Source organism: Nocardia xishanensis NBRC 101358, assembly GCF_001613365.1.
Classification (GTDB): Bacteria; Actinomycetota; Actinomycetes; order Mycobacteriales; family Mycobacteriaceae; genus Nocardia; species Nocardia xishanensis.
Map to the genome: position 1 here is coordinate 33997 of NZ_BDCF01000021.1, position 23404 is coordinate 57400.

22 protein-coding genes are annotated in these 23404 nt (G+C 68.1%); 15 read left to right on the forward strand and 7 right to left on the reverse strand.

Annotated features, from left to right (window positions below):
* Positions 1–67 precede the first annotated feature (67 nt).
* A complete protein-coding gene (gene sigJ / locus NX1_RS18305; RefSeq protein WP_068060557.1) occupies positions 68–1012 on the reverse strand; it encodes an RNA polymerase sigma factor SigJ in 945 nt (314 codons plus the stop codon).
* A gap of 339 nt (positions 1013–1351) precedes the next feature.
* On the opposite strand from sigJ, the gene NX1_RS18310 reads away from it, so the two are divergent.
* The 3 genes from NX1_RS18310 to NX1_RS18320 all read left to right on the forward strand — a co-directional run bounded on the left by NX1_RS18310 (position 1352) and on the right by NX1_RS18320 (position 4264).
* Positions 1352–1759: a YciI family protein gene (locus NX1_RS18310; protein ID WP_068060560.1), complete on the forward strand. Its 408-nt coding sequence runs from the start codon at positions 1352–1354 to the stop codon at positions 1757–1759.
* Positions 1759–2925 carry an RNA polymerase sigma factor gene (locus NX1_RS18315; protein ID WP_068060563.1) on the forward strand — a complete coding sequence of 389 codons (1167 nt, stop codon included), beginning with the start codon at positions 1759–1761 and terminating at the stop codon, positions 2923–2925. The genes NX1_RS18310 and NX1_RS18315 overlap by 1 nt, the downstream gene beginning before the upstream one ends.
* 376 nt (positions 2926–3301) lie before the next feature.
* Entirely contained in the window at positions 3302–4264 is a 963-nt protein-coding gene (locus NX1_RS18320; RefSeq protein ID WP_169812251.1) for an extracellular catalytic domain type 1 short-chain-length polyhydroxyalkanoate depolymerase, read from the forward strand.
* A 3-nt stretch (positions 4265–4267) separates the two neighbouring features.
* Here the strand turns inward: NX1_RS18320 and NX1_RS18325 are convergent, their stop codons facing one another.
* A complete protein-coding gene (locus NX1_RS18325; protein ID WP_068060569.1) occupies positions 4268–4720 on the reverse strand; it encodes an SRPBCC family protein in 453 nt (150 codons plus the stop codon).
* Positions 4721–5503: 783 nt separating this feature from the next.
* On the opposite strand from NX1_RS18325, the gene NX1_RS18330 reads away from it, so the two are divergent.
* The 7 genes from NX1_RS18330 (at position 5504) to NX1_RS18360 (ending at position 13434) form a co-directional block, all read left to right on the forward strand.
* Positions 5504–7237 carry a cutinase family protein gene (locus tag NX1_RS18330; protein ID WP_068060572.1) on the forward strand — a complete coding sequence of 578 codons (1734 nt, stop codon included), beginning with the start codon at positions 5504–5506 and terminating at the stop codon, positions 7235–7237.
* Positions 7238–7531: 294 nt separating this feature from the next.
* The gene (locus NX1_RS18335) at positions 7532–8113 is read left to right on the forward strand and encodes a TetR/AcrR family transcriptional regulator (RefSeq protein ID WP_068060575.1); all 582 of its coding nucleotides are present in this window, start codon (positions 7532–7534) and stop codon (positions 8111–8113) included.
* A 39-nt stretch (positions 8114–8152) separates the two neighbouring features.
* Entirely contained in the window at positions 8153–8869 is a 717-nt protein-coding gene (locus NX1_RS18340) for a haloacid dehalogenase type II (protein ID WP_068060578.1), read from the forward strand.
* A 123-nt stretch (positions 8870–8992) separates the two neighbouring features.
* Positions 8993–9883, forward strand: a complete 891-nt coding sequence (locus NX1_RS18345; RefSeq protein WP_068060581.1) for a DMT family transporter — start codon at positions 8993–8995, stop codon at positions 9881–9883.
* 38 nt (positions 9884–9921) lie between these two features.
* Positions 9922–10572, forward strand: a complete 651-nt coding sequence (locus tag NX1_RS18350; RefSeq protein WP_245668562.1) for a class I SAM-dependent DNA methyltransferase — start codon at positions 9922–9924, stop codon at positions 10570–10572.
* A 134-nt stretch (positions 10573–10706) separates the two neighbouring features.
* The gene (locus NX1_RS18355) at positions 10707–12056 is read left to right on the forward strand and encodes a WS/DGAT/MGAT family O-acyltransferase (RefSeq protein ID WP_068060587.1); all 1350 of its coding nucleotides are present in this window, start codon (positions 10707–10709) and stop codon (positions 12054–12056) included.
* A 259-nt stretch (positions 12057–12315) separates the two neighbouring features.
* Positions 12316–13434 carry an NAD(P)H-dependent flavin oxidoreductase gene (locus NX1_RS18360; protein WP_068060589.1) on the forward strand — a complete coding sequence of 373 codons (1119 nt, stop codon included), beginning with the start codon at positions 12316–12318 and terminating at the stop codon, positions 13432–13434.
* Here NX1_RS18360 and NX1_RS18365 read toward each other — a convergent pair whose 3' ends face one another.
* Entirely contained in the window at positions 13435–14412 is a 978-nt protein-coding gene (locus NX1_RS18365) for a DUF5996 family protein (protein ID WP_068060592.1), read from the reverse strand.
* A gap of 378 nt (positions 14413–14790) precedes the next feature.
* The gene (locus NX1_RS18370; protein WP_068060594.1) at positions 14791–15567 is read right to left on the reverse strand and encodes a GntR family transcriptional regulator; all 777 of its coding nucleotides are present in this window, start codon (positions 15565–15567) and stop codon (positions 14791–14793) included.
* 503 nt (positions 15568–16070) lie between these two features.
* On the opposite strand from NX1_RS18370, the gene NX1_RS18380 reads away from it, so the two are divergent.
* Positions 16071–16349, forward strand: coding sequence for a hypothetical protein (locus tag NX1_RS18380; protein WP_068060599.1), 279 nt, complete (start codon positions 16071–16073; stop codon positions 16347–16349).
* Positions 16350–16454: 105 nt separating this feature from the next.
* On the opposite strand, the gene NX1_RS18385 is transcribed toward NX1_RS18380, so the two are convergent.
* Positions 16455–17054, reverse strand: a complete 600-nt coding sequence (locus NX1_RS18385; RefSeq protein ID WP_068060602.1) for a DUF459 domain-containing protein — start codon at positions 17052–17054, stop codon at positions 16455–16457.
* 118 nt (positions 17055–17172) lie between these two features.
* On the opposite strand from NX1_RS18385, the gene NX1_RS18390 reads away from it, so the two are divergent.
* The 3 genes from NX1_RS18390 (at position 17173) to NX1_RS18400 (ending at position 21226) form a co-directional block, all read left to right on the forward strand.
* Positions 17173–17940, forward strand: coding sequence for a 2OG-Fe(II) oxygenase (locus NX1_RS18390; RefSeq protein WP_245668563.1), 768 nt, complete (start codon positions 17173–17175; stop codon positions 17938–17940).
* A complete protein-coding gene (locus tag NX1_RS18395) occupies positions 17927–18667 on the forward strand; it encodes an SDR family oxidoreductase (RefSeq protein WP_245668564.1) in 741 nt (246 codons plus the stop codon). The genes NX1_RS18390 and NX1_RS18395 overlap by 14 nt, the downstream gene beginning before the upstream one ends.
* Positions 18668–18853: 186 nt before the next feature.
* Entirely contained in the window at positions 18854–21226 is a 2373-nt protein-coding gene (locus NX1_RS18400; protein WP_068060605.1) for a lysylphosphatidylglycerol synthase transmembrane domain-containing protein, read from the forward strand.
* Here NX1_RS18400 and NX1_RS18405 read toward each other — a convergent pair.
* Positions 21223–21915, reverse strand: a complete 693-nt coding sequence (locus NX1_RS18405; protein ID WP_068060607.1) for a class I SAM-dependent methyltransferase — start codon at positions 21913–21915, stop codon at positions 21223–21225. The two genes, NX1_RS18400 and NX1_RS18405, sit on opposite strands and share 4 nt — an antisense overlap.
* A gap of 106 nt (positions 21916–22021) precedes the next feature.
* Between NX1_RS18405 and NX1_RS18410 the strand changes: the two genes are divergently transcribed.
* A complete protein-coding gene (locus NX1_RS18410; RefSeq protein WP_068060610.1) occupies positions 22022–22603 on the forward strand; it encodes a TetR/AcrR family transcriptional regulator in 582 nt (193 codons plus the stop codon).
* A gap of 144 nt (positions 22604–22747) precedes the next feature.
* Here the strand turns inward: NX1_RS18410 and NX1_RS18415 are convergent, their stop codons facing one another.
* A complete protein-coding gene (locus tag NX1_RS18415; RefSeq protein WP_068060613.1) occupies positions 22748–23350 on the reverse strand; it encodes a cysteine hydrolase family protein in 603 nt (200 codons plus the stop codon).
* Between the last annotated feature and the right edge of the window lie 54 nt (positions 23351–23404).

Genomic DNA, 23404 nt, shown 5'->3' on the forward strand with positions numbered 1-23404 from the left:
TGGGTGGTGTTCGCTTCCTGAACCGGACAGCGGCGGGAAACCTGACAGGAGTGCACTGTGAGCTAAGTCACCATCCCTCGAAAAGGGGTTCTGCCTGCTCGGATGCGGGCCAGTGGCGTGCGGCGCGTTCGAGCTTGCTCGGGTTGGCTTGGGTGTGGACGGCCGCGATGCCGTCGGTGGTCACCTCCAAGGCGATGACGCCGACGACCCGATCGCCGACCGTAATCACCAGTGCGGGCATCCCGTTGACCACCGCGGCGAACAGGTCGGCACGGCCGCCGATCGTCGCCCACTTGTCCGCGGTGGGCTCGAACAGGCGGCGGAGGAATCTCGCCACCCGGAGCGCGCCGGTGATCGGCTCCGGCAAAGAGAAGACCACGCCGCCGCCGTCACCCGCGCTGATCACATCGTCGGTCAGCAGCCGCACCAGCGAGTCGGTCTTGCCGCTGAGCGCGGCGGCGAGGAACTCTTCGACGATCTTGCGGGCACTTGCCTCATCGACTTCCACGCGGGCGCGGTCACTGGCCATGTGTTGTTTGGCGCGCCGGTAGATCTGATAGCAGTTGGACTCGGTGAGATCGAGTATTTCGGCGATCTCGCTGTGCGCGTAGCCGAATGCCTCGCGTAGCACGTACACGACGCGTTCCTTGGCCGACAGCCGTTCCATCAGAGTGAGCATTGCGATCGACACCGATTCGCGCTGCTCGACGGTGTCGGCCGGGCCGAACATACGGTCCCCGGCCAGGATCGGCTCGGGCAGCCACTGGCCCACATATGACTCTCGCCGTGCCCGTGCCGATGTGAGCTGGTTGAGGCAGATATTGGTGAGCACCTTCGTCAGCCACGCCTCGGGCGTCTCGACGAATTCATGATCGGCGGTGTGCCAGCGCAGGAACGTATCCTGCACCGCGTCCTCGGCATCGCTCGCCGAACCCAACAGGCGATACGCGATCGCCTCCAATCGCGCCCTCGAGTTCTCGAATATCTCGAGCTCACGCGCACCAACCGACATGGCTCGAAGTTAACCGCTACCGGCCACTGTCGCGAACCATTATGCCGCCGTTGGTCGATGTTCGGGCTCGAACCCAGAGGCACGTGCCGACCGGTGTCGCGGTCTTCCCGACACCACCGCAGCGACCTATCGGCTCGCGGCGCCGGTGGTTGCTGTCGATGGGCTACTTCCCGATCGCCTTGTCGCGGCCGGAGCCACGCGGATGCGCGGCCGTCGCCGAATGAACAGGCCCTCGGAGAAGCGGCGAAAAAGATTCGTCGGCGGATGTCGAGAACGGCGTGACAGCTCCGTCCCAGGGGTGAGCGACCGACTAGGGTCGCAAGCCGAAGGGAGAATGTCATGGCCAAGTACCTGCTGCTCAAGCACTATCGAGGCGCGCCCGCGGCCGTCAACGACGTGCCGATGGATCAGTGGACGCCCGCCGAGATCGAGGCGCACCTGCGGTACATGAACGACTTCGCGGCCCGCTTGGAAGAGAGCGGCGAGTACGTCGACGGCCAGGCCCTGGCCCCGGAGGGCGCGTGGGTCCGCTACGACGGCGAGGGCAAGCCTCCGGTGACCGACGGCCCGTTCGCGGAGACCAAGGACCTGATCGCGGGCTGGATGATCATCGACGTCGACTCGTACGAGCGCGCGGTCGAGTTGGCGGGCGAGTTGTCCGCGGCGCCCGGCGCGGGCGGTAAGCCGATTCACGAGTGGCTCGAGGTTCGGCCGTTCCTGACCGCTGCGCCGACCGTCACCGAATGATGACCGCCGACGCGGTGGACGAGGCACGGCTGCGGGACCTGATTCCCGGTGTCCTGGCGGCCCTCGTCCACCGCGGGGCGGATTTCGCGACCGCCGAGGACGCAGTCCAGGAGGCTCTGGTCCGTGCCGTCGAGACGTGGCCGAAGCAGCGCCCCGGCGATCCCAAGGGCTGGCTGATCACCACGGCCTGGCGTTGTTTCGTGGATCTCGCCCGATCCGATGTCGCGCGACGCCGCCGCGAGCTGCGGGTCTCCGACGAACCGCCGCCGGGCCCGACCGCCTCCGTGGACGAAACGCTCGAGCTCTACTTCCTGTGCGCGCATCCGAGCCTGACTCCCGCGTCGGCCGTCGCACTGACGCTGCGGGCCGTCGGCGGTCTCACCACGCGCCAGATCGCGCAGGCGTATCTGGTGCCCGAAGCGACGATGGCACAACGCATCAGCCGGGCCAAACGCACGGTGAGTGAGGTGCGGCTGGATCGGCACGGAGACCTGCGCACGGTTCTTCGGGTGCTGTATCTGGTGTTCAACGAGGGCTACAGCGGCGACGTCGATCTCGCCGCCGAGGCGATCCGGCTGGCCAGGCAGCTGGCCGCGACCACCGACGACCCGGAGGTCGCCGGACTTCTCGCACTGTTCCTGCTGCACCACGCGAGACGCCCGGCCCGCACGCGCGCCGACGGGAGCCTCGTGCCGTTGGCCGAACAGGACCGCGGCCTCTGGCGGCGCGACATGATCGCCGAGGGCGTGGCCGTGCTCCAAGCCGCGCTGGCCCGCGACCGGCTCGGCGAATACCAGGCACAGGCCGCGATCGCGGCCCTGCACGCCGACGCGCAGAAAGCCGACGAGACCGACTGGGTGCAGATCGTGGAGTGGTACGACGAGCTGGTCCGTCTCACCGACAGCCCGGTCGTACGGCTCAACCGCGCCGTCGCCGTCGGCGAGGCGGACGGGCCGCGGGCGGGGCTCGCCGCGCTCGCCGAACTCGACCCGAAGCTCCCGCGATTCACCGCTTCGGCCGCCTACCTCCACGAGCGGGCGGGCGATGTCGCCACGGCGGCGCGGCTCTACGTGGAGGCGGCCGCGCAGGCGCAGAACCTCGCCGAGCGCAACCACCTCACGCTTCGGGCGGCCATCCTGCGCCAACGGCTCTCGGGCGAAGGTTGAGCGTCTGGGGATTCCCGGGCTCGAACCGGCGGCGTCACCGGGTGCGAGCGGTCGTGCACTACCGCCGCTGCCGTGGCTGGCTGCGATCACCGCAGTCGGTCGCGGCCGGCATCGGGCCGACCCTGCGCGATCCGTGAACGGGCCGCGGTCTATCGGGAGAGCAGCCTGCCCGACTTCGCGGGCGGACTACGGTAGCCGCGCGGCGGTCACCGATGTCAGCTGAAGCCCCGCCGGCCGACACCGTGATGATCAGCCCGCCCCTATTGGAATGGGTACCCTTCAGGTAGAGCTGGTGCCGAGCCCGATCCCGCATCGAAGGAACGCCCCGAGGTGCGAATCGCGAGTATTCGTTGGTGCTTTCGTGTGGGGAGTGCAGTTGATCGACCGCGTCATTTCTCGAAATCAGCTGGGGGCCATGCTCCTCGCGCTGCTGCTGGCTTCTGGTCCGGCCGTGCTCGGTAGTGCGCGCGCTTCCGCGGCCGGAATCACCGAGCGCAGCTACACCAACGCGGCGGGCACCCGCAGCTACTACCTGCACGTGCCGCCGGGTGACATGGCGGGCAAACCCCTGATGATCTACCTGCACGGCTGCACCGACCCCGAAGCGCAACTGGCCGACAACGGCTTCTCGCTGACCAGGATCGCCGACGAGCTGGGTTTCGTTCTCGCGTACCCGATCCAGACCAGGGACGCCAACGAGCGCTGGTGCTGGAACTGGTTCGACCCCGCCAACCAGGAGCGCGACACCGGTGAGCCCTCGATCATCGCTGGCATCACCGAAACCCTGATCGAGGAGTTCGGGATCGACCGCGCCCGCGTCTACGTCGGCGGCTATTCCGCGGGCGGCGGTATGAGCACCGTCATGGCGGCCACGTATCCGGATCTGTACGCCGCGATAGCCCCAATGGCGGGTGGACCGCACCGCATGAGCCTGCAGCCCCTCGGAGCGGATCTCACCGGTGCCACCATCGTCGCGTCGATGGGCCCGCGGGCCCGCCCGGTCCCGGCCTTCTTCCTCCAGGACCTCGCCGATCAGACCAGCCTCTACCCGATCGGCCGCGCCAACATCCTGCAGTGGCTCGGCGCCGATCGGCAGGCGGGCGACCTCACCCTCGCCGACACGCCGACCGCGGTCAGCACCACCGCGGATCCGGTGCCCGCGACCATCGAGCACTACACCGAAACCGGCTGCGAGCTAGCGCAATTCGTCACGCCCATCGGACCGGACCACATCGGCGGCGGGCTGCTCATGCAGTCACCGGCGGGACTCACGTTGCAGCGCCGGATGATGGATTTCCTTCTGACACACAGACTCACCGGTCCGCGGCAAGTCTGCTGAGAGCTATTCGACGAATGCCTTGATGCGGTGCAGGGTTTCGCGCATACCCTCGCGATTCGTCTTTCCACGCAGCCGACCGGCAATCAGCCAATACAGCCGGAGGGGCAGGATCCTGGCCAGCTCGAACGATTCGGTGACGTCGGTGCCTCCCTCGACGGGCTCCAGCCGGTAGCGCCACGTGTTGACGTCCATCCCGCCGGGACCGAGCACGGTGAAGGCGAATTCGCGGCCCGGCTCACTGGCGATGACCCGGCAGACCGTCCAATACTTCAGACCCCAGCCGTTGCGGTTGACGTGCCCGCGGAACTTCGCGCCGACCGCGGGTCCGGTCGCTCCACCGATCCATTCGGCATCGAAGGTTTCGGGGCTGAACCGCCCGGTATTGGTGACGTCGCTGACAAGTTCCCAGATCTTCTCGGCGGGCGCGGCCATCCGAACTGTCACACTGTCCTGCATACCGGCACGCTAGCAGGCGGACGCCGCCCACTATTCTCGACGGCTTCCAGATTGGGGCATGACATCCGGGGCCACGCCCGAGATCGCGACGTGTCCGAATGTACAGATTCGAGGTCCACTGTCGGGACCACAACCTCTTGGTGCCGACCGCACCGTTGGCCTCATTGGATCGGGAAGGCGGGAGAGCTCTTGTCGTGGTATGGCACCACGACATCGGAGTTCGCCACCCAGCTCTATATCAGCGTGAAACCGCTGTTCCCCGAGGAAGCGCGGCGCGATGACCCAATCCTGACCGACTACGTCCAGGACTCGAGCACTCGTTCAGATGAAGGCTCCCGGCGTGCGGGGCTTGATCGAACCTCTGCTCCACGACCGAGCTCCCGCGGTGCGCAAACAGACGCAGCGCGCCTTGGAGAAGCTGCCGTCGTGACGGGTATCGCACGCACATCGCTCCCGCGAGGTTCACCCCGTCGATCTACCGAAGCGACCGGCGGGGTATATAACCGGTAGGCCGTTAGGGCGCAATGACTTTCGGTTCGTTGCGGCCGAGCGTCACTCGAAAGGTACGTCGGCGGAGATTGCCCCCTCATCGATACATGAGACGCGGATAACACCACGACCGGAACCGAGCTGCCGCCCGATCGGGTGGACGTGTGCGTGGTCCGGGTGGAGATGCGGACGAATCGATCACAGTAACGCCCGCCGCTTCGGCGCCGACGTCCTTGGTGACATCTGGCCCGTCGGGGGGCCTGTCCACCTGTCGGTAAGGAATGGGATCGGGACATGGCTTTTCGCGAGTTCTTCGCGCGGCATCGTATAGCCTCGGCCGTCGCTGCACCAGCGGCGTTGGGGGTGGCGGCGATCGTCGCTGCCTCGTTCGCAGTGACGTCGTCACCGCATACCGCGGACACGCAGCTCAAAGCGTCCGTCACGGAATGCCACGACATGGTCACCATCTCGGTGGCCGGTCGCGGCGACACGCCCCAAGCGGGGACCACGAAACTGCTGGTCGACGCCGACGGGAACGAGTTGCCCGCAGCGTTGGCGGGTGACCACAACAGTCGCTGGGTCGACCCGGTCGTGAACGCTCCGGCCGACGACGTCGACCCCGGCTCGTACGCCGCGGTCTACATCGCGTACCCGGCGAACATGTCCACCTACGAGGACGCCGTCAACGCGGGCGTCGAGAACACCCAGCAGGTGATGCGGGAGATCTCGGAGGCCTGCCCCGACACCAAGTTCTCGATCGTCGGATACAGCGAGGGCGCCGACGTCGTCCGCCGCGTCGCGATGAACATCGGGCATCAGCCGGAGGGCGATCACGGGATCGTCGATCCGGACGACGTGCTCGGCGTCGTCATCCTCGCCGACTCGGGCCGCTCGGCCGGCGACGGACCGTTCCCCGGTTCCGAGGATCCCTTCCGCAACCCCGACGGCTTCGACCAGCAGTATCAGGACGGCAGGAAGCCCGTCTCGGGTCAGGGTGCGGTGGCTGGCACCAGCGGTGACTTCGGTGCGCTGAACGGCAAGATCGCCTCGTTCTGCTCCGAGGGCGACCTCACCTGCGCGGCGCCGGAGAACATCTCGCTGTTGCAGCTGGTGGTGAATGTCGGCAGGCAGTTGAACGTCGACCAGCTCGAGCGCGAAGGGCTCAATCCGACGACCGGCATGGACGTCGCCGTGACCCTCGGCCGCATCGCGATGGCGGCGTTCGCCGACATCCAGTCACAGCCGAACTGGATGGCCAGCGACGAGACCTTCCTCGAGGTCCTGCTGCGCGTCTCCGATCCGGCGTACAAGCCGGGCGACAAGCCGAAGGAGCCCGCGAAGGCGGACTCGATCTCGACCGAGCAGATGTCGCCGCTGGCGTACCTGCCGCAGAAGGTGCTGAACGAGATCATCGGCCTGATCGTGACCAACCAGAACACCATCCCGGTGGTCATGAGCGACCCGTACAAGCTGACCCTCGGTCCGGACCACACCGGTCACCACTTCGACTACTGGCGTGACGCCGACGAGGGCAGGCCGCTGTCCTCCGCCGAGTACGCGGCCGCCTGGCTCACCCACCTGGCGAAGCAGGCGCAGGCCGGCGAGACGGTCGACAAGTCCTCGCGGCCGGAGGCGGCGGACTTCGCGGCCGCGAACGAGGCGGTGGCGTCGGCCACGGCGAAGCCGAAGGCCGCCGCGACCACGACCTCGGCCGCGCCGACCACCACGGCCGCGCCGACGAAGACCGGCGCCCCGGTCGCATCGACGACCGCGACTCCGACCACCACGACTCCGACCACCACGGCACCGACCACCACCGCACCGACCACCACGCCTCAGGCCGAAACCCCCAGCGCGACAACCGCGCCGGAGACGACGAACCCGCAGGCACGGACTTCGGTCGCCGCACCCGCCGGCACCATGGCCCCCGCTGAGCCGGTGGCACCGACCACCACTCAGCCGACCACGACCCAACCGGCCCCCACCACAACGCAATCCCCGGCGCCCACCACCACCGGCGCGAGGTGAGCTAGTCGGCAGTACCCACAGCGCCTTCACGATCAACCCGACCGTGAAGGCGCTGTGCGTTATAGGTGCATCCCCACTCGTGGGTGAATCCGCGTGGGCCGACGGCGATCGCTCCCGTTGCGAGGCAGACGGATACGGCGAATGACCACCAGGTGATCGGTTCGAGCGGTGTGCGCCCGACCATTCCAGTGGGCACAGCTGCCACAGCCATTCTGGTCGCGCCACCTTCAGAACATAGGTGTGTACTGATGGCACACGCTTTAGGTGCGCATGCCTAGGACCTAGCATGAGTCCATGCCGCTTCCCCGCTTCACCCGGCTTCCCGCCGACGAACAGCGCCGCATCCTCGAGGTCGCGCAGCGCGTATTCGCGGAAGACGGCGTCGACAGCGCCTCCTATAACCAGATCATCGCGGCGGCCGGCATCTCGAAATCCTCGGCGTACAACTACTTCGACGGCCGCGAGGACCTGCTGCACACCGCGCTGGACGACGTCGCCGCCCGCCTCGCCGAGGTGTTGGGCACCTGGCAGCGCGTCGCAGACGACGACGCGTTCTGGACGCAGCTGACGACCGTCGAGCAGCGGCTGCGCACCCACGTCGAGACCCATCCCGACGACCTCGCCCTGATCGATCCGGCTTTTCTGCTGCGCGAGCAGGGCGCGTTCCAGTCGTGGATCGCCGACTTCGTGGACAACGGCGTCGCCATCGGGATCATCACCGTCGCGGCCGACCGGAGCTTGCTGGTCGCCGCGACCGCCGCCGTGCTGCGCGCCGTCGACGGCTGGGGCGCGGCCGAGCTGAAGGCGGGCCGGGTACCCGATCCGGAACAACCGTGGATCCTGCTGCGCAACCTGTGGGGAACACCTCGCAGGTGACCAGCACGGCGAACCGCGCTCACGTGATTGGATTCGGGGGTGGGTGATACGAGTGGAGTGCGCGCGTTGTTGTTCGACGTGCAGGGAACCGCGACGGATTTCCATTCCACGGTGCTCGGCGCGTTGCGCGAGACGAGCGCGGGGCGACACCCGCACGTGGACTGGGCGGAGTTCGTCGATCGTTGGCGCGCCGAGTATTTCGAGGTGCTGCGGGACTCGAAGACGAGCAGGGACCAGTGGACCACGGTGCACTCGGTGTACCGCGACGCGCTGGATCGGCTGCTCCCCGAATACGGCGTGACGGATCTCGGCGAGGACGAGCGGGAGTCGCTTGCGCGGGCCTGGCAGCGAATCGTGCCGTGGCCGGACGCCGTCGCGGGCCTTGCCCGGCTGAAGACCCGGTTCACGCTGGCGACCTTGTCGAACGCGGATGTCGCTGCGGTGGTGAACATTTCGAAGCTGGGCGGGCTGCCGTGGGACGCTATTTTCACCGCGGAGATGGCGGGCGCGTTCAAGCCGGACCCGGCGACGTATCGGATGGCCGCGACTTATCTCGGGCTGGCTCCCGAGCAGATCATGATGGTCGCCTGCCACAAGTACGACATCAGGGCTGCGGGCGCGCTCGGCTTCCGCACGGCGTTCGTGGCGCGGCCGCTGGAGTTCGGCGCGGGCGGCGCCGTAGACGTCCGATACGAAGACGAATTCGACTTCAACGCAAGGGATTTCCTCGATCTGGCGGACCAGCTCGGCTGCTGACCCGTGTGCCCTTGCCGCACACCGAAAAGTTCTGTCGGATCATGGGATCACCCGCTACGCTCCTTCTGAATCGAAAGCGAGCGAGAGCATGAGAACTGCGATGCGGGCTCGGAGGACGGCGCGATGACCAGCCGCGGTTGGCTGCTGTTCCTGACCATGGGTGTGATCTGGGGCGTGCCGTACGCGATGATCGCGGTCGCGGTCGAGGACTTCGATCCGGTGTTCGTCGCATTCTGCCGCACACTCATCGGCGGCCTGCTGCTGTTGCCTGTCGCCCTGTACACCGACGCGCTGCGGCCGGTGCTGCGACGCTGGCGGCCGCTGCTGCTCTACACGCTGGTGGAGATCTCCGGCCCGTGGTTGCTCATCGGGTACGCCGAGACCACACTCAACAGTTCGACCGTCGGATTGCTGATCGCGGCGGTGCCGCTGATCGCGATACTGATCGTGACCCGCCTCGGGCACGAAACCATCGACGCGCGAAGAATGCTGGGCCTGATCGTGGGCTTCGCGGGCGTGGCGGCCCTGGTCGGTCTCGACGTGGATCTGTCCAACCCCGCCGCGATCGGCGCCATCGGACTGACGACGATCGGCTACGCCCTCGGCCCCATCGTCATCAACCGCGCGCTGGCGGATCTGCCACCGATGGGCGTGGTCACCGCGTCGCTACTGCTGGCGACGGTGCTCTACCTGCCGTTCGCCGCGCTGCGCACGCCAACGCATTTCGCCGCGGACGCCGCGCTCTCGGTGCTCGGCCTCGCGATCGTCTGCACCGCGGCGGCGTTCCTGCTGTTCTTCGCGCTGATCAGCGAAATAGGCCCGGCGCGCGCCACGGTGATCACCTATATCAATCCGGCGGTGGCTATCGTGCTCGGGGTGACGCTGCTCGACGAGCCGCTGACGGCGGGCATGGCGATCGGCTTCCCGCTGGTCGTGCTCGGATCGTTCCTCGGGACCAGGCAGTCTCGCGCCGCCGCTCCGCAGGACGATCCAGCACTGTCCGCGACGCCATGAGAGGTACGAATACCGTTTCGCGCAAAGGAGTTCCGGTCTTGACCCATGCCGATGTCGACGCCACCCGCACCGCCTACGACGACATGGCCGAGCTCTACACCGACTTCGCCCGCGGCCACCTGGCGACCGCGACGTTCGACCGCGCCGTTCTCGGCGCATTCGCGGAGCTGTTGCGGGCCAACGAGTCCGGGCCGGTCGCCGACATCGGCTGCGGTCCGGGAAGGATCGCCGCGCACCTGGTGTCACTCGGCGTACCGGCCTTCGGCATGGATCTCTCGCCACGCATGATCGAACTGGCCCGCGAGGAGTATCCGGGCCTGCGGTTCGAGGTGGGATCGATGGAGGAACTGGCCATCGAGGACGGCGCGTTGGCGGGACTCGTGGCCTGGTATTCGATCATCCACCTGCCGCCGGAACGGGTGCCGCACGTGTTGCGCGAGTTCCATCGGGTACTCCGTCCCGGAGGGCACGCACTGCTGGCGTTCCAGGCGGCGGAGGCCGCCGACGAAGTGATCGCGTTCGACCACAAGGTGACCCGCGCCTACCGTTGGTCACCCGACCGGCTCGCCGAACTGTCGCGCGAAGCGGGTTTCACGGTGATCACCCGGATGGTCTGCGCGCCGCAGCCCGACGAACGATTCGATCAGGGATACCTGATGGTCGCCAAGGTCGCCGAGCCGGTGCGCTGATTATCCGCACGTCCCCGGACGTAGCCGGGTAACTTTGGCACGGGTGCACAGGTTCCTGTGGTGTGTCCCACCCGACAGCGTGGTCGATTGTTCATCGCACAAGATCTCCACCGTCGTCAGGGGGCGACACACATATGGAACTCATTGCACCGGTCGATGCCGTGTTCTTACTGGCCGAATCCCGCGAGCACCCGATGCACGTCGGCTCGCTACAACTGTTCGAACCGCCGGAGGGAGCCGGTCCGGAGTTCGCCGCGCAGACGCACCAGAAGCTGTTGTCCTGCCGCGAGATCCATCCCACCTTTCGCAGGCGCCCGGCCAAACTGCTCGGCTCGCCGCAGCTGGCCTGGACGCTGGACGACGAGGTGGAGCTGGACTACCACGTTCGCCGCATCGCGCTGCCCGCCCCCGGCAGCCAGGAGCAACTGATCGAACTGGCCTCCGGGCTGCACAGCGCCCTGCTCGACCGGCACCGTCCGCTGTGGGAGATCCATCTGATCGAAGGTCTGCAAGACGGCCGATTCGCGATCTATTCGAAGATGCACCACGGGCTGATCGACGGCGTTTCCGCCCAGCGGCTGCTCCAGCGCACCCTGACCGACGACCCGCTTTCGATCGAGACCCGCGTGCCGTGGAACCTGCCGAGCTCGCGGCGCAAGAAGGAGCCGCAGCGATCCGGATTGCTCGGCGCGGCAAAGAACCTCGTCGCGGCCGCCGCTGCCGGCCCGCCGCTGCTGCGCGCCGCGCTCGCCGCGTTGCGCGAGCAGCAGGTGACCCTGCCGTTCGAGGCGCCGAAGACCATGTTCAACGTGCCGATCGGCGGCGCCCGCCGCTCCGTCGTGCGGTCGTGGCCGCTGGAGCGGATCAAGCAGGTGCGCAAGGCAACCGGGACGACGATGAACGACGTCGTGCTCGCGATGTCGGCGGGAGCGCTGCGCGCCTACCTCGCCGAGCGCGGCGCGCTGCCGGACAAGCCGCTGATCGCCATGGTGCCGATGTCACTGCGCTCGGCGGACGACACCGAGACCAACGGCGTGAAGGTCGGCGCGCTACTGTGCAATCTCGGCACCCATCTGGCCGATCCGATCGCCAGGTTGCGGACGGTGAGCGAGTCGATGCAGAAGAGCAAAGAGGTCTACAGCGAACTCTCGCCGGTGCAGTCGATGGCGCTCTCGGCGCTGATGGTCAGCCCGATCGCGCTCAACTTGGTGCCCGCGCTCCTTCCGTTGACCTCGCCGCCGTTCAACATCGTCATCTCCAACGTGCCGGGCCCGCGCGAGCCGATGTACTGGAACGGCGCGCGGCTGGACGCCATCTATCCGCTGTCCATCCCGTTCGACGGGCAGGCCGTGAACATCACGCTCACCTCCAATGCCGAGAACCTGGACTTCGGCTTGGTCGGCTGCCGGCGAAGCGTGCCCCAGCTGCACCGCATGCTCGACCACCTGGAGGACGCGCTCGCGGAGCTGGAGAACGCGATCTGAGACGGGCCGCGGAACCCGTCGAGGAAGGGGTACCGCGACAAAACTAGAACGTGTTACTGTCGATCTATGGTGCCCCCATCGGTCGATGACGACGCCGCCGCGGCATGGCGATACCTGCGGTGTGCGGTGGATTCGGCCGGTCGGGGCGTCCGTCCGCCGCGCGCGAGGCGAACCCGGCGCGGCCACTATGTAACCCGTTCTAGAACGTCTGCGGCCGCCGCGATCCGGTCGCGGCGTAGGTAAGGGAGACCAGCACCCGATGCGTACCGAAATCTGCGACCGGCTGGGGATCGAGTTCCCCATCTTCGCCTTCACCCACTGCCGCGACGTGGCGGCCGCGGTCAGCAATGCCGGTGGGCTCGGCGTCCTCGGCGCGGTGGGCTTCACCGCCGAACAGCTCGAGGTCGAGCTCGCCTGGCTGGACGAGCACGTCAACGGCGTGTACGGCGTCGACCTGGTCATTCCCTCCAAGTACGAGGGCAAGGGCATCGACGACCTGACGCCCGAACAGCTGGAGGCCAAGCTCGGCGAGCTGGTGCCGCAGGGCCACCGGGACTTCGCGGAGAAGATCCTGGCCGACCACGGCGTGCCGCAGCTGCCCGCCGAGGAGCATCACAACCAGCTGCTCGGCTGGACCGCGACCACGGTGGCCCCGCAGATCGAGGTGATCCTGAAGCACCCCAAGGCCAAGCTGGTCGCTAACGCGCTCGGCACGCCGCCCACGGACGTGATCGAGCAGATCCAGGGATCGGGCAGGCTGATCGGCGCGCTGTGCGGCTCGGTCAAGCACGCGCTCAACCACAAGGCCGCCGGTCTCGACTTCGTGGTCTGCCAGGGCACCGAAGGTGGCGGGCACTGCGGCGAGATCTCGTCGATCGTGCTGTGGCCGCAGGTCATCGACGCCGTCGGCGATCTGCCCGTGCTCGCGGCGGGCGGCATCGGCGACGGCCGCCAGGTCGCCGCGGCCATGGCGATGGGCGCGGCGGGCGCGTGGACCGGCTCGCTGTGGCTGACCGTCGAGGAGGCCAATGTGCCGCCCGCGCAGATGCAGACCTACATCGACGCGAGCAGCCACGACACCGTGCGCTCGCGCTCGTGGACCGGCAAGCCGTGCCGCATGCTGCGCAACGACTGGACCGATGCATGGGAGTCGGCCGAGACCCCCGACCCGCTGCCGATGCCGCTGCAGATGATGGTGGCGCTGGACGGCGTCAAGCGCGGCCACCGGTATCCGGAGGCCGCGAAGGACGTCAACTTCAACCCGGTCGGTCAGGTGGTCGGCATGATGACGAAGGTGGAGCGCTCCGCCGACGTGGTCGCGCGGCTGATCAACGAGTACGTCGAGGCGTGCGATCGCCTGAACAAGCTCAACGGCTGATCACGCCGGCCATTCCGGCCAGCGCGCCGTCTTGCGCTCCAGCACCGGATCGGTGATGCCGCCCCAGCAGGCCAGCTGGTCGGCATCCCATCCGGCGAGCTCGGCGCCGTTGGCGTAGACGGACTGGAAGAACTCGAGCGCGGCGCCCACCGGGTCGGCGGTGCGGCGCGCGTCCGCGTAGGCGTAATACGCCGCGTGGCCCGAGCCGGAAGTCACCCACCGCGCGCCCGCGGGCTTCAGCGTGCGGTCGGCCAGCCCGTCCGGTTCCGGCGCGACGTAGGAGTAGAAGGTCGGCTCGGGCACTTTGTCGTCGCCGAACCAGAAACCGGCGCTGATCACCTCGCGCGAATAGGCCTCGCGGGTTACGGAATCGACGGACGACGGCAGGTCGATCCGGCGCGGTGAGAACCGCTGCACCGCGAGATCGAAAGTGTGCCAGAACAATTGGACGGGGCTGATCTTGCCGGAGTAGGTGGCGCTGAACTCCTCCAGTATCCGGCCGACCCGGCTGTGCACGTGAAACGCCTTGCGCGCCTTGTCCGGATCGTAGGCGGCGTGGTCGGTGTCGTCTTCGAACGGACGGTCGGCGTCGGGCAGATCGAAGGGGTGCGGGTGCGGCATGACGACCTCGATGCCGAGGTCGCCGAGCCCGCCCATGACATCGGTGTAGAAGGTGGCGACGGACTGCTGGAGCAGGTCGATCTCCACCTCGATGCCCTGATCGGTCGCGATGCGCAGCACGTGGTCGAAGAAATCGAACGAGCAGGTGAACACCGGCCCCGTGCGGGCGGTGCCGAGCGGGACGGTGGTCCAGCCGCGGGCGGTGAGCCGGAAAGTCATGTGCCACCAGTGGTTGCGACGGATGCCTTTGGCCAAGGCGACCTTGCCGACCACCTGGGCGAAACGGTGCAGCGTCTCCTTGGTCGGACGCCAGGATTCCAGCGGTATGTCGGGCAGCGAATCTGCTGACTCGGTCATGACGGAAACGGTACGACCGACTCGGGCAATTCGTCAGCGAATCGCGCATGCGGCCTGCCCGCCCCGTCACCGACACCCGGCCAGTCCGATGACGGGACGGCCCGGCGCCGTGAGCGTCGGCGCCGGGTCTGCGGGTCGCCCTCCGCGCTCGAAGGCCCGGCCACACCGATCACCCTTCCCCGTCCCCGTGATCGTCCGCGGCAGCGGGAGCCTCGAGTGCACCGGGGCGACGCCGTCCAGCCAGCTTCAGAATACCTGTCTCAGACGCGATGATCGACTATTTGTAATGAACAAGTGACCAACTCACTTGGTGGGCAGCGTGGGGAAACGGCCCGAACCCAACGGACTCAGACAGTCCGTTTCGCGAGGTTTGCCGGATCAGGCGGTGGCCGCGTGCGCGTCCTCGACGTCGGCTTCCCCGCCGCCTAGTAGCTCCTCGAACCGGGCGATGACCTTGTCGTGATACATCCCGAAGAGGTCCTCGAACAGCGCGAGCTGCGCCTCCGACGGGCCGGAACCGGATTCCCACACCGCGACGAGCGCCCGCCACACCAGTACGTGCAGGTCGGCGGCGCCCGCGAAGTACGCCTCGATCGCCTCCGGCACCTCGAGCACCATCTCGCCGATCGTGTTCATGATGGCGCGCTGCATGCTCAGCCCGAGCGCGGTCAGCAAACGCCGGACCAGGGTGACCTCGATGGCCAGGATCTGGCGGTAGTCCGGAACCTCCAGCCGGGCAAGGGCTTCCAGTTCGTCGATGGCCGCCTTCAGCTCGGCCGGGTCGATCTCCTGTTCGCTGCTGGTGTACGCGAGCAGCGTCTCCATGACGATGCCACGCTGCACGTCGACGATGTCGTGGAACATCTCGATCGCGACATCGGGCATCGGTATCGAGAACCGGAACAGGTGGCGGTACACGTCGAGGCCGCCCGCCTCACGCACATCGCGAATGGTGAAGCCTTTACCGCGACGCGCCTCGACGAATCCATACGATTCCAGCCTGCCCAAGGTCAACTGCGCGGTCGCGCGATTCATATCGAATTCTTCGGCGACCTGGCGGACCGACGGCATCAAATCCCCCGGCTGATATTCCCCCGCGGCAACCCGGCGCGCCAGCTCGTCGGCAACGTCGGCGACTACCGTTTGGGATCCCATCGGATGCCACCTTTCCACTGTGTTCCCAATACGTCCCAGACAGTCTAAGCGCTGCTGTGCGAGACTGCACCTGTGTAACACTGATCCGCCCACAGTGTGAGGTGATTCATGACCATTCGACGTGGGCCCGCTTCCTCGGGTGACGAATCGCGAGGCAGACGCCTGTTCGCGGTGTCGTCGAATGGCGCGCCGGATCGCGCTGAGCCGGCCCCACGACGCCGCGCCCGCCATGCTGCCCGGCGCGGTGGGACATCGCGATGACGGCGAGGCAGGCTCGGCGTGGTCGAATTTCGGCGCGTGCGCGATCTGGCCGCCGGAGGGATTCGACGAGATGGCGCAGGAGTGCGTCCGCGTGTTCCGCGCCGGGCCGCCCGAACTGGAGGCGGTGACGCGCCGGTACGGTTTCGCCGAGTCCGGCCGCGCGTTCGATGCCGAGGCGCTGACCATCCGCGCCGTGTACCGAGCCGTTCGAGCACGACACTTATCGGCTCAGCACTCGCTGGTTGCGCGAACACGTTCTGCGGCTGACCAATCCGCGGCTGTCGAACGTCCTCCGGCAACTGTCCCTGCCCGGCTGCATCACCCCGTTCGCACGCTCGATGCTCACGCTGATCGCCGCGCTGTGCCGGCTGGGCACCGAGGGGCCGTACCGGGCCGAGATCGCCCGGCGGTTCCCGGAATTGGACGAGATCGCGCACGGTCCCGCCGACGAACAACCGGTAGCCAGCGCCGTGACACCGCTGTTCCGCGACCAGGAGACGGTTTCAGCGCCCGTGGGCTGACCTGAGCGAATACCGAATTGCCGCGCTGAATTTTCGTCTGAGACAGCCGAGTGCCGGTTGTTCGCGGAGGGCCACCTCGTGTCGTCGCGCGCAGTCCCGAGAAGCTCAGCGGGACAACCACTCCCGCCACGCGGGCAGGATCAGCGCGGCGATCGCGTCGTAACCGTCCGCGCCGGGGTGCGCGCCGTCGCCCGCACGCACCTCTCGCATCCACACCTCGTTCGCGCGTAACTCGTGATGCACGCGAACGTACGGCGTTCCCGCCACGGCGCAGATCTCGGCGAAGCGTTCGTCGAGGCGCGCGGTGCGGGCGTTGTGCGCGTCGTCATCGATCGGCGGCGGCGCGACGACCAGCGCGGGCCAGCCGCGCTCGGCGGCCAGAGTCAGCACCGCGGTCATATTGGCCGCCGACGCGCCGGGTTCCACACGCGGCGAACCGTTCTCGTGCGTGGCGTCGTTGACGCCGAACGAGAAGACCACTCGCGCCTCGGTCCCCTCGGGCAGCCGCGGCGCGCACTCGGCCTGCCAGCGCGCGGCGATGTCCGCCGAAGTCTGGCGCCGGACGCCGAGGTTGTATCCGGTGAAGGGCACGTCGTCGGCATGCGCGGCGGCACCGAGCCGCCCCGCCCATCCGTAGAACAACGGATCGCCGACGCCCGCGACGAACGAGTCACCGACGAAACAGATGCGAAGATCACGAGCCACCGATCGATCCTCTCGCGTCCGGTCCGGCGCTGCGATCCCCGCCGCTCGAAATTCGGACGGGGAAGGCAATAAGATCGGCGTGTTCGTCCGGGAGGGAGTGACGTTGTCAGGGGAATCGGTGAGTCAGGCGCCCGCGCCGCCCGCGTGGTTCACGGAATTGTTCGCCCATCGGCGCTGGATCCGCCGGTCGGGACCGTTTCCGCACGTATATGTGCGCGATGTCTTCGTCGCCGACTTCTACGAACGGCTCGCGGGCGAATACGAACGCGTGCGCGCCGCGCGGGCGGGCTCGTTCGAGAGGGTGGCCGACAACTACAGCGCCGACGCGATTCCGCTTACCGACCTGCGCAACGGACCGCTGGCGTTGTTCACCTCGAGGGAATGGCACGACCTCATCGCATCGGTGGCGGGCGTGGAAGTGACGGGCGACGTCGAGGGCTCGATACATCACCACGCGCCGGACAGCCCGGCGGGCTGGCCGCACAACGACCTGAACCCGGCGTGGTTCTCGGGCCCGGCTCCCGGGCCGGGTGAGGTGCGATTGCCGGATTCGAGCGTGAACACCAAGACCGGGACGAAATCCGACGGCGTCACCGCGCGGGAGACCGTGCGCGCCGTCGCGGTGCTGTTCTATCTGGGCAATCCGGGATGGCAGCCGGGCGACGGCGGAGAGACCGGGTTGTACGCCAACATCGCCGATCCAGCGCCGACGCTGGCGGTGCCGCCGCTGGACAACTCGATGGTGCTGTTCGAATGCACGCCGCGGTCATGGCACACCTACCTCGGCTACAACCGGGCGCCGCGCAGCAGCATCGTGATGTGGCTGCACCGGCCGAAGGAGGACGCGATCCAGCGTTGGGGAGGAGACCGCATTGTCTACTGGTGAACCGGCCCGCGGCGACCGCCGGGTCTGCCTGCTCACCGGCGCGGGCGGCACGTTGGGCGACGCCTTCTGCCGCGCCCTCTACACCACCTACGACATCGTCGCCGTCTGCGGCGCACGCATACCAGCGACGCCCTCGCAGCACGAGTGGTTCGTCGACCCCTTCGATCCGCAGGCCGACGTGCCGGAGAACGAATCCCGGGTCTTCCTGATCCGTTCCGACCTGACCGCGCCGGGCGAGGTCGAGCGGGTCATCGATCTGGCGCTGGCCAGGTTCGGCGGCGTCGACCTGCTTGTCAACAATGCCGCGAGCCTGCGGCTGCATCCGCAGGGGCTCGTCGACGGGGACAGCGCGATCGATGACTTCGAAGCCCAGTTCGCGCTGAACGTCGGTGTTCCGCTGCGGCTTTCGGCCCGGCTTGCGCAGCGCGGCTGGATGCACGACATCGACGGCAACCGCGCGCGCAACCGAAACATCGTCAACGTCTCCAGTCTCTCCGGCTCCAAGGTGTATCCGGGCGGCCAGGCGGTGTACGCCGCGTCGAAGGCGGCGCTGAACCATCTGACCCGCCACCTCGCGGCGGAGTTCGAGGAATTCGGCGTCCGCGCCAACGCGGTGGCTCCGGACAGCTTCCCCGCTCGGGTTCCGACGGAGAAGGTGCTTCAGGCGATCGTGGAACTGGACGCGGGCGCGATGAACGGAGGCGTGTACAGCGTCGTCGCGAACTGAGCCCGCCGGGCCCGCGCGACGCCGTCTCTGGCAGTGTGAGCAGGGGCCGAAGCGGCACCGCGCGACGCCGCACCGCCGCGGCGTGTTGGTGCCGATCGCCCACGGTGACCTGCTGCATACTCACGGAAAAGTGAGCCAGGGGGTCGCCGAGCCAGCGCCAATTCGATCCGAAAGTGCCGATACGACATGCGAGTCGACGGGCGGGAGATCCCGGTAACGGGCAGTCTCCTGCAACCGCTGATCCGGCGGACCACGGACATCGTCCGGGTCATGCTCGCGGCGCTGTGGCTCGGCGTGGTGATCGCTGCCTCGGTGATCACCAGACCGGAATGGCTGGCGCTGGAGAGTTCGGTGTCCAACATCGTCGGCTTCCTCACCCCGGACCAGTCCAACCTGGTCTATCTGCTCTACGGCATCGCGATCCTCATCCTGCCCTTCGCGATCCTCATCGAACTGATCATCGGCAGGCAGTGGAAACTGCTCGCGGGCTACGCCGCCGCCGGACTCGTCGCCGTTCTGCTGCTCTCCATCACCGGCACCGGCCTGTCCGCACCGCAGTGGCATCTGCAGGTGCCCGACCGGCTCGACACCTTTCTCTCCCAATTCCTCGATGACCCGCGCTGGATCGCGATGCTCGCCGCGGTGCTCACCGTCTCCAGTCCCTGGCTGCCGACCAAGCCGCGGCGCTGGTTGTGGTTCCTGCTGCTGGCCTTCGCGCCGATCCACCTCGTGGTCAGCACCGTGGTGCCTGCGCGGGCGATGTTCGGTCTCGCGGTGGGCTGGCTGGTCGGCGCCGTGATCGTCTGGGTGGTCGGCACCCCGGCGCTCGAGGTGCCGTTGGAGGCAGCGGTGCGGGTGCTCGCCAAGCGCGGGCACACCGTCACCGGATTCACCGTGGTGCGGCCAGCCGGTTCGGGTCCGCTGGTGCTCGCGGCCGCCGTGACCGGTCCCGAGCGCGTGCTGACCGTCGAGATGTACGGCAAGAACCAGCGCAGCCACGGCGCGCTGCGCATGCTGTGGCGCTGGCTGACCTTTCGCAGCAGTGAGACCGGGGCGCTGCACGGGTCGATGCATCGCGCCGTCGAGCACCGCGCGCTGATGACGATCGCCGCGGGGGATCTCGATCTCGCCGGTCAGCAAGTGATCGCGGTGGCGGCGCTGGATCGCGGCTGGATGCTCTACGCGCACACGGACTCGGGCGGCGTCCCGATCGCCGAGACGCCGATCGAGCGGCTGCCGACGGTGTGGAAGGCGCTCGACGCGCTGCACGGCGGCCGGATCGCGCACGGGGACCTGCGCCCTGACGACATCCGCGTCACCGAGGACGCGGTGCTGTTCAGCGGTTTCGGCAGCGCCGAGTTCGGCGCCTCGGACACCCAGGTGCAATCCGACATCGCGCAGCTGCTGGTCACCACGGCCGCGATTTACGGCAAGGAATCCGCGGTGCGCGCGGCCATCGACGCGCTCGGCGAGCAGACCGTGCTCACCGCGACCCGCCGCCTCATCAAATCGGCCACGCCTTCCGGTATCAGGATGTCGATTCCCGAGTGGAAGTCGATCGTGTCCGAAACCCGCGATGAGGTGCGCAAGCAGACCGGCAAGGACCGGATCGAGGCCGATCAGATCACCCGGTTCTCCCGCAACCAGATCATTCAGCTGGTCCTGCTGATCGGGCTGGTCTACGTGGCGTATCCGTTCATCAGCCAGGTCCCGACCTTCTTCACTCAGCTGAAGACGGCCAACTGGTGGTGGGCGCTGCTCGGGCTCGCCGTCTCGAGCCTCACCTACGTCGGCGCCGCCGCCGCGCTGTGGGCATGCGCCTCCGGCATGGCGAGCTTCCGCAACCTGGTCATCATGCAGATCGCCAACACCTTCGCGGCGACGACCACGCCTGCCCGCGTCGGCGGTCTGGCCTTGAGCGTGCGGTTCCTGCAGAAGAGCGGGCTCGGCGCGGTGCGCGCCACCGCGGCCGTCGCGCTGCAACAGGCGGTGCAGGTGATCACCCACATCAGCCTGTTGATCCTGTTCAGCGTGGTTGCCGGGACCTCGGCGGACCTCTCGCACATCGTGCCGGATCCGACGATCATCTACCTGGCCGCCGGCGTCGGCGTCGGCATCATCGGCACGTTCATGTTCGTGCCGAAACTGCGGCGCTGGCTGAACAATTCGGTCCGGCCCCAGCTCCAGGAGGTACTCGGCGAACTCGGCCAGCTGGCCAGGGACCCGAAGCGATTCGCCATCATCGTGGGGGGCTGCGCCGCCATCACCCTCGGCATGGCAGGGGCGCTGTGGGCCAGCGTCGAGGCGTTCGGCGGCGGCACCACCTTCGTCACCGTCACGATCGTCACCATGATCGGCGGCACCCTGGCCTCGGCCGCCCCGACACCCGGCGGCGTCGGCGCCGTCGAGGCGGCCCTCATCGGCGGTCTCGCCGCCTTCGGCCTCCCCGCGAACATCGCGGTGCCCGCGGTCCTGCTCTACCGCGTCCTCACCTGCTGGCTGCCGGTGTTCTGCGGCTGGTTCACCATGCGCTGGATGACCGCGAAGAACATGATCTAGTCCTTCGTCGCGAGGAGGATTCCGGCGATCGGCGGGACGGTTGCGAACTCGATCGATCGGAAACCCGCTGCTGACAAGGGTTCTCGATAGCGGCGGATGTCGATGGCGGTCAGTGGGTCGTCGTGGTGTCCTGCCGCGCTGTCGTGCGTGCGGCGGGCCGCGAACCGGGACATCACCCGGATCGCGCCGGAGAGCACCCGGCCGGTGGGGTGGGTGTCGGCGAGCAGCAGTCTGCCGCCGGGGCGGAGCACGCGGTACATGTGGGCGAGCGCGGCTTCGCGTTGCGCCTCGGGGATGTGGTGCATGACGAAGGTGCAGGTCACAACGTCGAAGGAGGAGTCGGCTCGGTCGAGCGTCTGCGCGGGGCCGAGCTCGAAGTGACAGTTCGGCTCTTTCGTGCGTGCGGCGGCGTAGGCGACCATCTGCGGCGACGGATCGCGGCCGACGACCTCGCCCGCGGGACCGACACGGGCGGCGAGCGCACGGGCGAGATCACCAGGACCGCAGCCGATGTCGAGCACGCGGTCGCCAGACGCGGCGCCGCTGCGGGCGACGAGCTCGGCATCGAGCGCGCGCCCGCGGCCGAGCGCGAACGCGGAGCGCAAGACCCGATAGCCACGCGGGCGGGTGATGAGGGCGCCGATCTCGGCGGGTCGGTTGTTTGTGGACTGTTGTGTGTTTCCGGACATATGTTCATGATCGAAGGTAGCCGCCGCGGCGACCAGAAGCAGAAGTACGAATCCGTCCGCTTCGGGACGTCGCGGCCCGATCCGTCCGGAAACACAGGAATTGACGATGCACGAGACCACCGACCGCAGAGTGCGGCGCACAAGGGCGGCATTGCACCGGGCGCTGATCGAACTACTCCTCGAACGCTCCTACGAGCGAATCACGGTGCGCGACATCCTCGATCGCGCCGATGTCGGACGCTCGACCTTCTACGCGCACTTCCGCGACAAGGACGACCTGCTGATGGTGAGCAGCACCGAGTACCTGCGCGCGGCAATCACCGCCGCCCGCCCGGACGACCCGGCCGCGCCGGCGCCTTCGGTGCCGCTGGCGCCGGTCTACACGCTGTTCCGGTTGGCCTCGGAGAATCCCGAGGTGTATCGCGCGCTGCTCGGACGCAAGGCGGGCGGCCAGCTGCTGCGCGCCACCCGCGGCATGGTCGGCCGGGTGCTGACCGAACAGCTGTCCGGCCGCTTCGCCATGGGCGACGAGGAATTCGCCGCGATGGTGAACTTCCTGTCCTGGGGCGTGGTCGGCACGCTCGGCGCTATCGCCGACGCGAACCCGCCGATCCGGGCGGACGTCGCCTACCGCTGGTTGGAGACGCTGCTCGGGCCGGGCATCGCAAAGCAGGCCCGAGCGGATTGAACCCGCCCTACCGACTACTCACCCGGCGCGGCGGTCGGGCCGGGCCCGGTATTCGCTCGGGAGCGGTGTGGACTCGGCCGCGAACGAGACCGAGGGCATCCGCGGCGGGCCTCGGTGCGGTATTCATTTGGGCGCGTTGCCGACTCAGTTGCGGACTAGATCAATGGCTTCGGTCGCGGTCAGGCAGCCCGCGGTGACGAGTTCGAGATTGGCGAGCGCCGCCTCGTGGGCGGCGGGATCGGCGGCGGTCACGCAGTCGGCGACGGGATGGACCGTGAAACCGAGATCCGTCGCGTGGCGGGCGGTCTGCTCGACGGTCAGGTTGGTGGCCACGCCGGTGAGGAGCAATGTGTCGAGGCCGCGCTCGGTCAGCCAGTCGGCGAGGGCATTGCCCGCCAGCCCGGAGAGCTTCTGATTGTCGTAGGTCGCGCTCGGCTGACCCGCCATCTCCGTGATGAGCTGGGAGCCGGGCGATTCCGGGCGGAACTCGGTCTGGGCCGCGCCCACCGACCGCATGAAACCGGTATTGCGCACCAGCGCTCCCTCACCGACGGGAATGGTGAAGCGCGTGAAGATCACCGGGAGTTCGGCCGCGGCGGCCGCGGTGTGGAAGTCCACCGCGCGCGGCACGACACCGCTGGCCGCGACCGGCCCGGCGAGCATCGGACCGAAGAATCCCTCCGGCCGGATGACATTGACCTGCCAGTGCAGGGCCAGCACGGCGGCGCGGATGCGTGGAATCGCCATGCGCCGATCCTGACGCATCCGCGCCGCGCGCGTGGCCGGTTTCCACGACCCAGT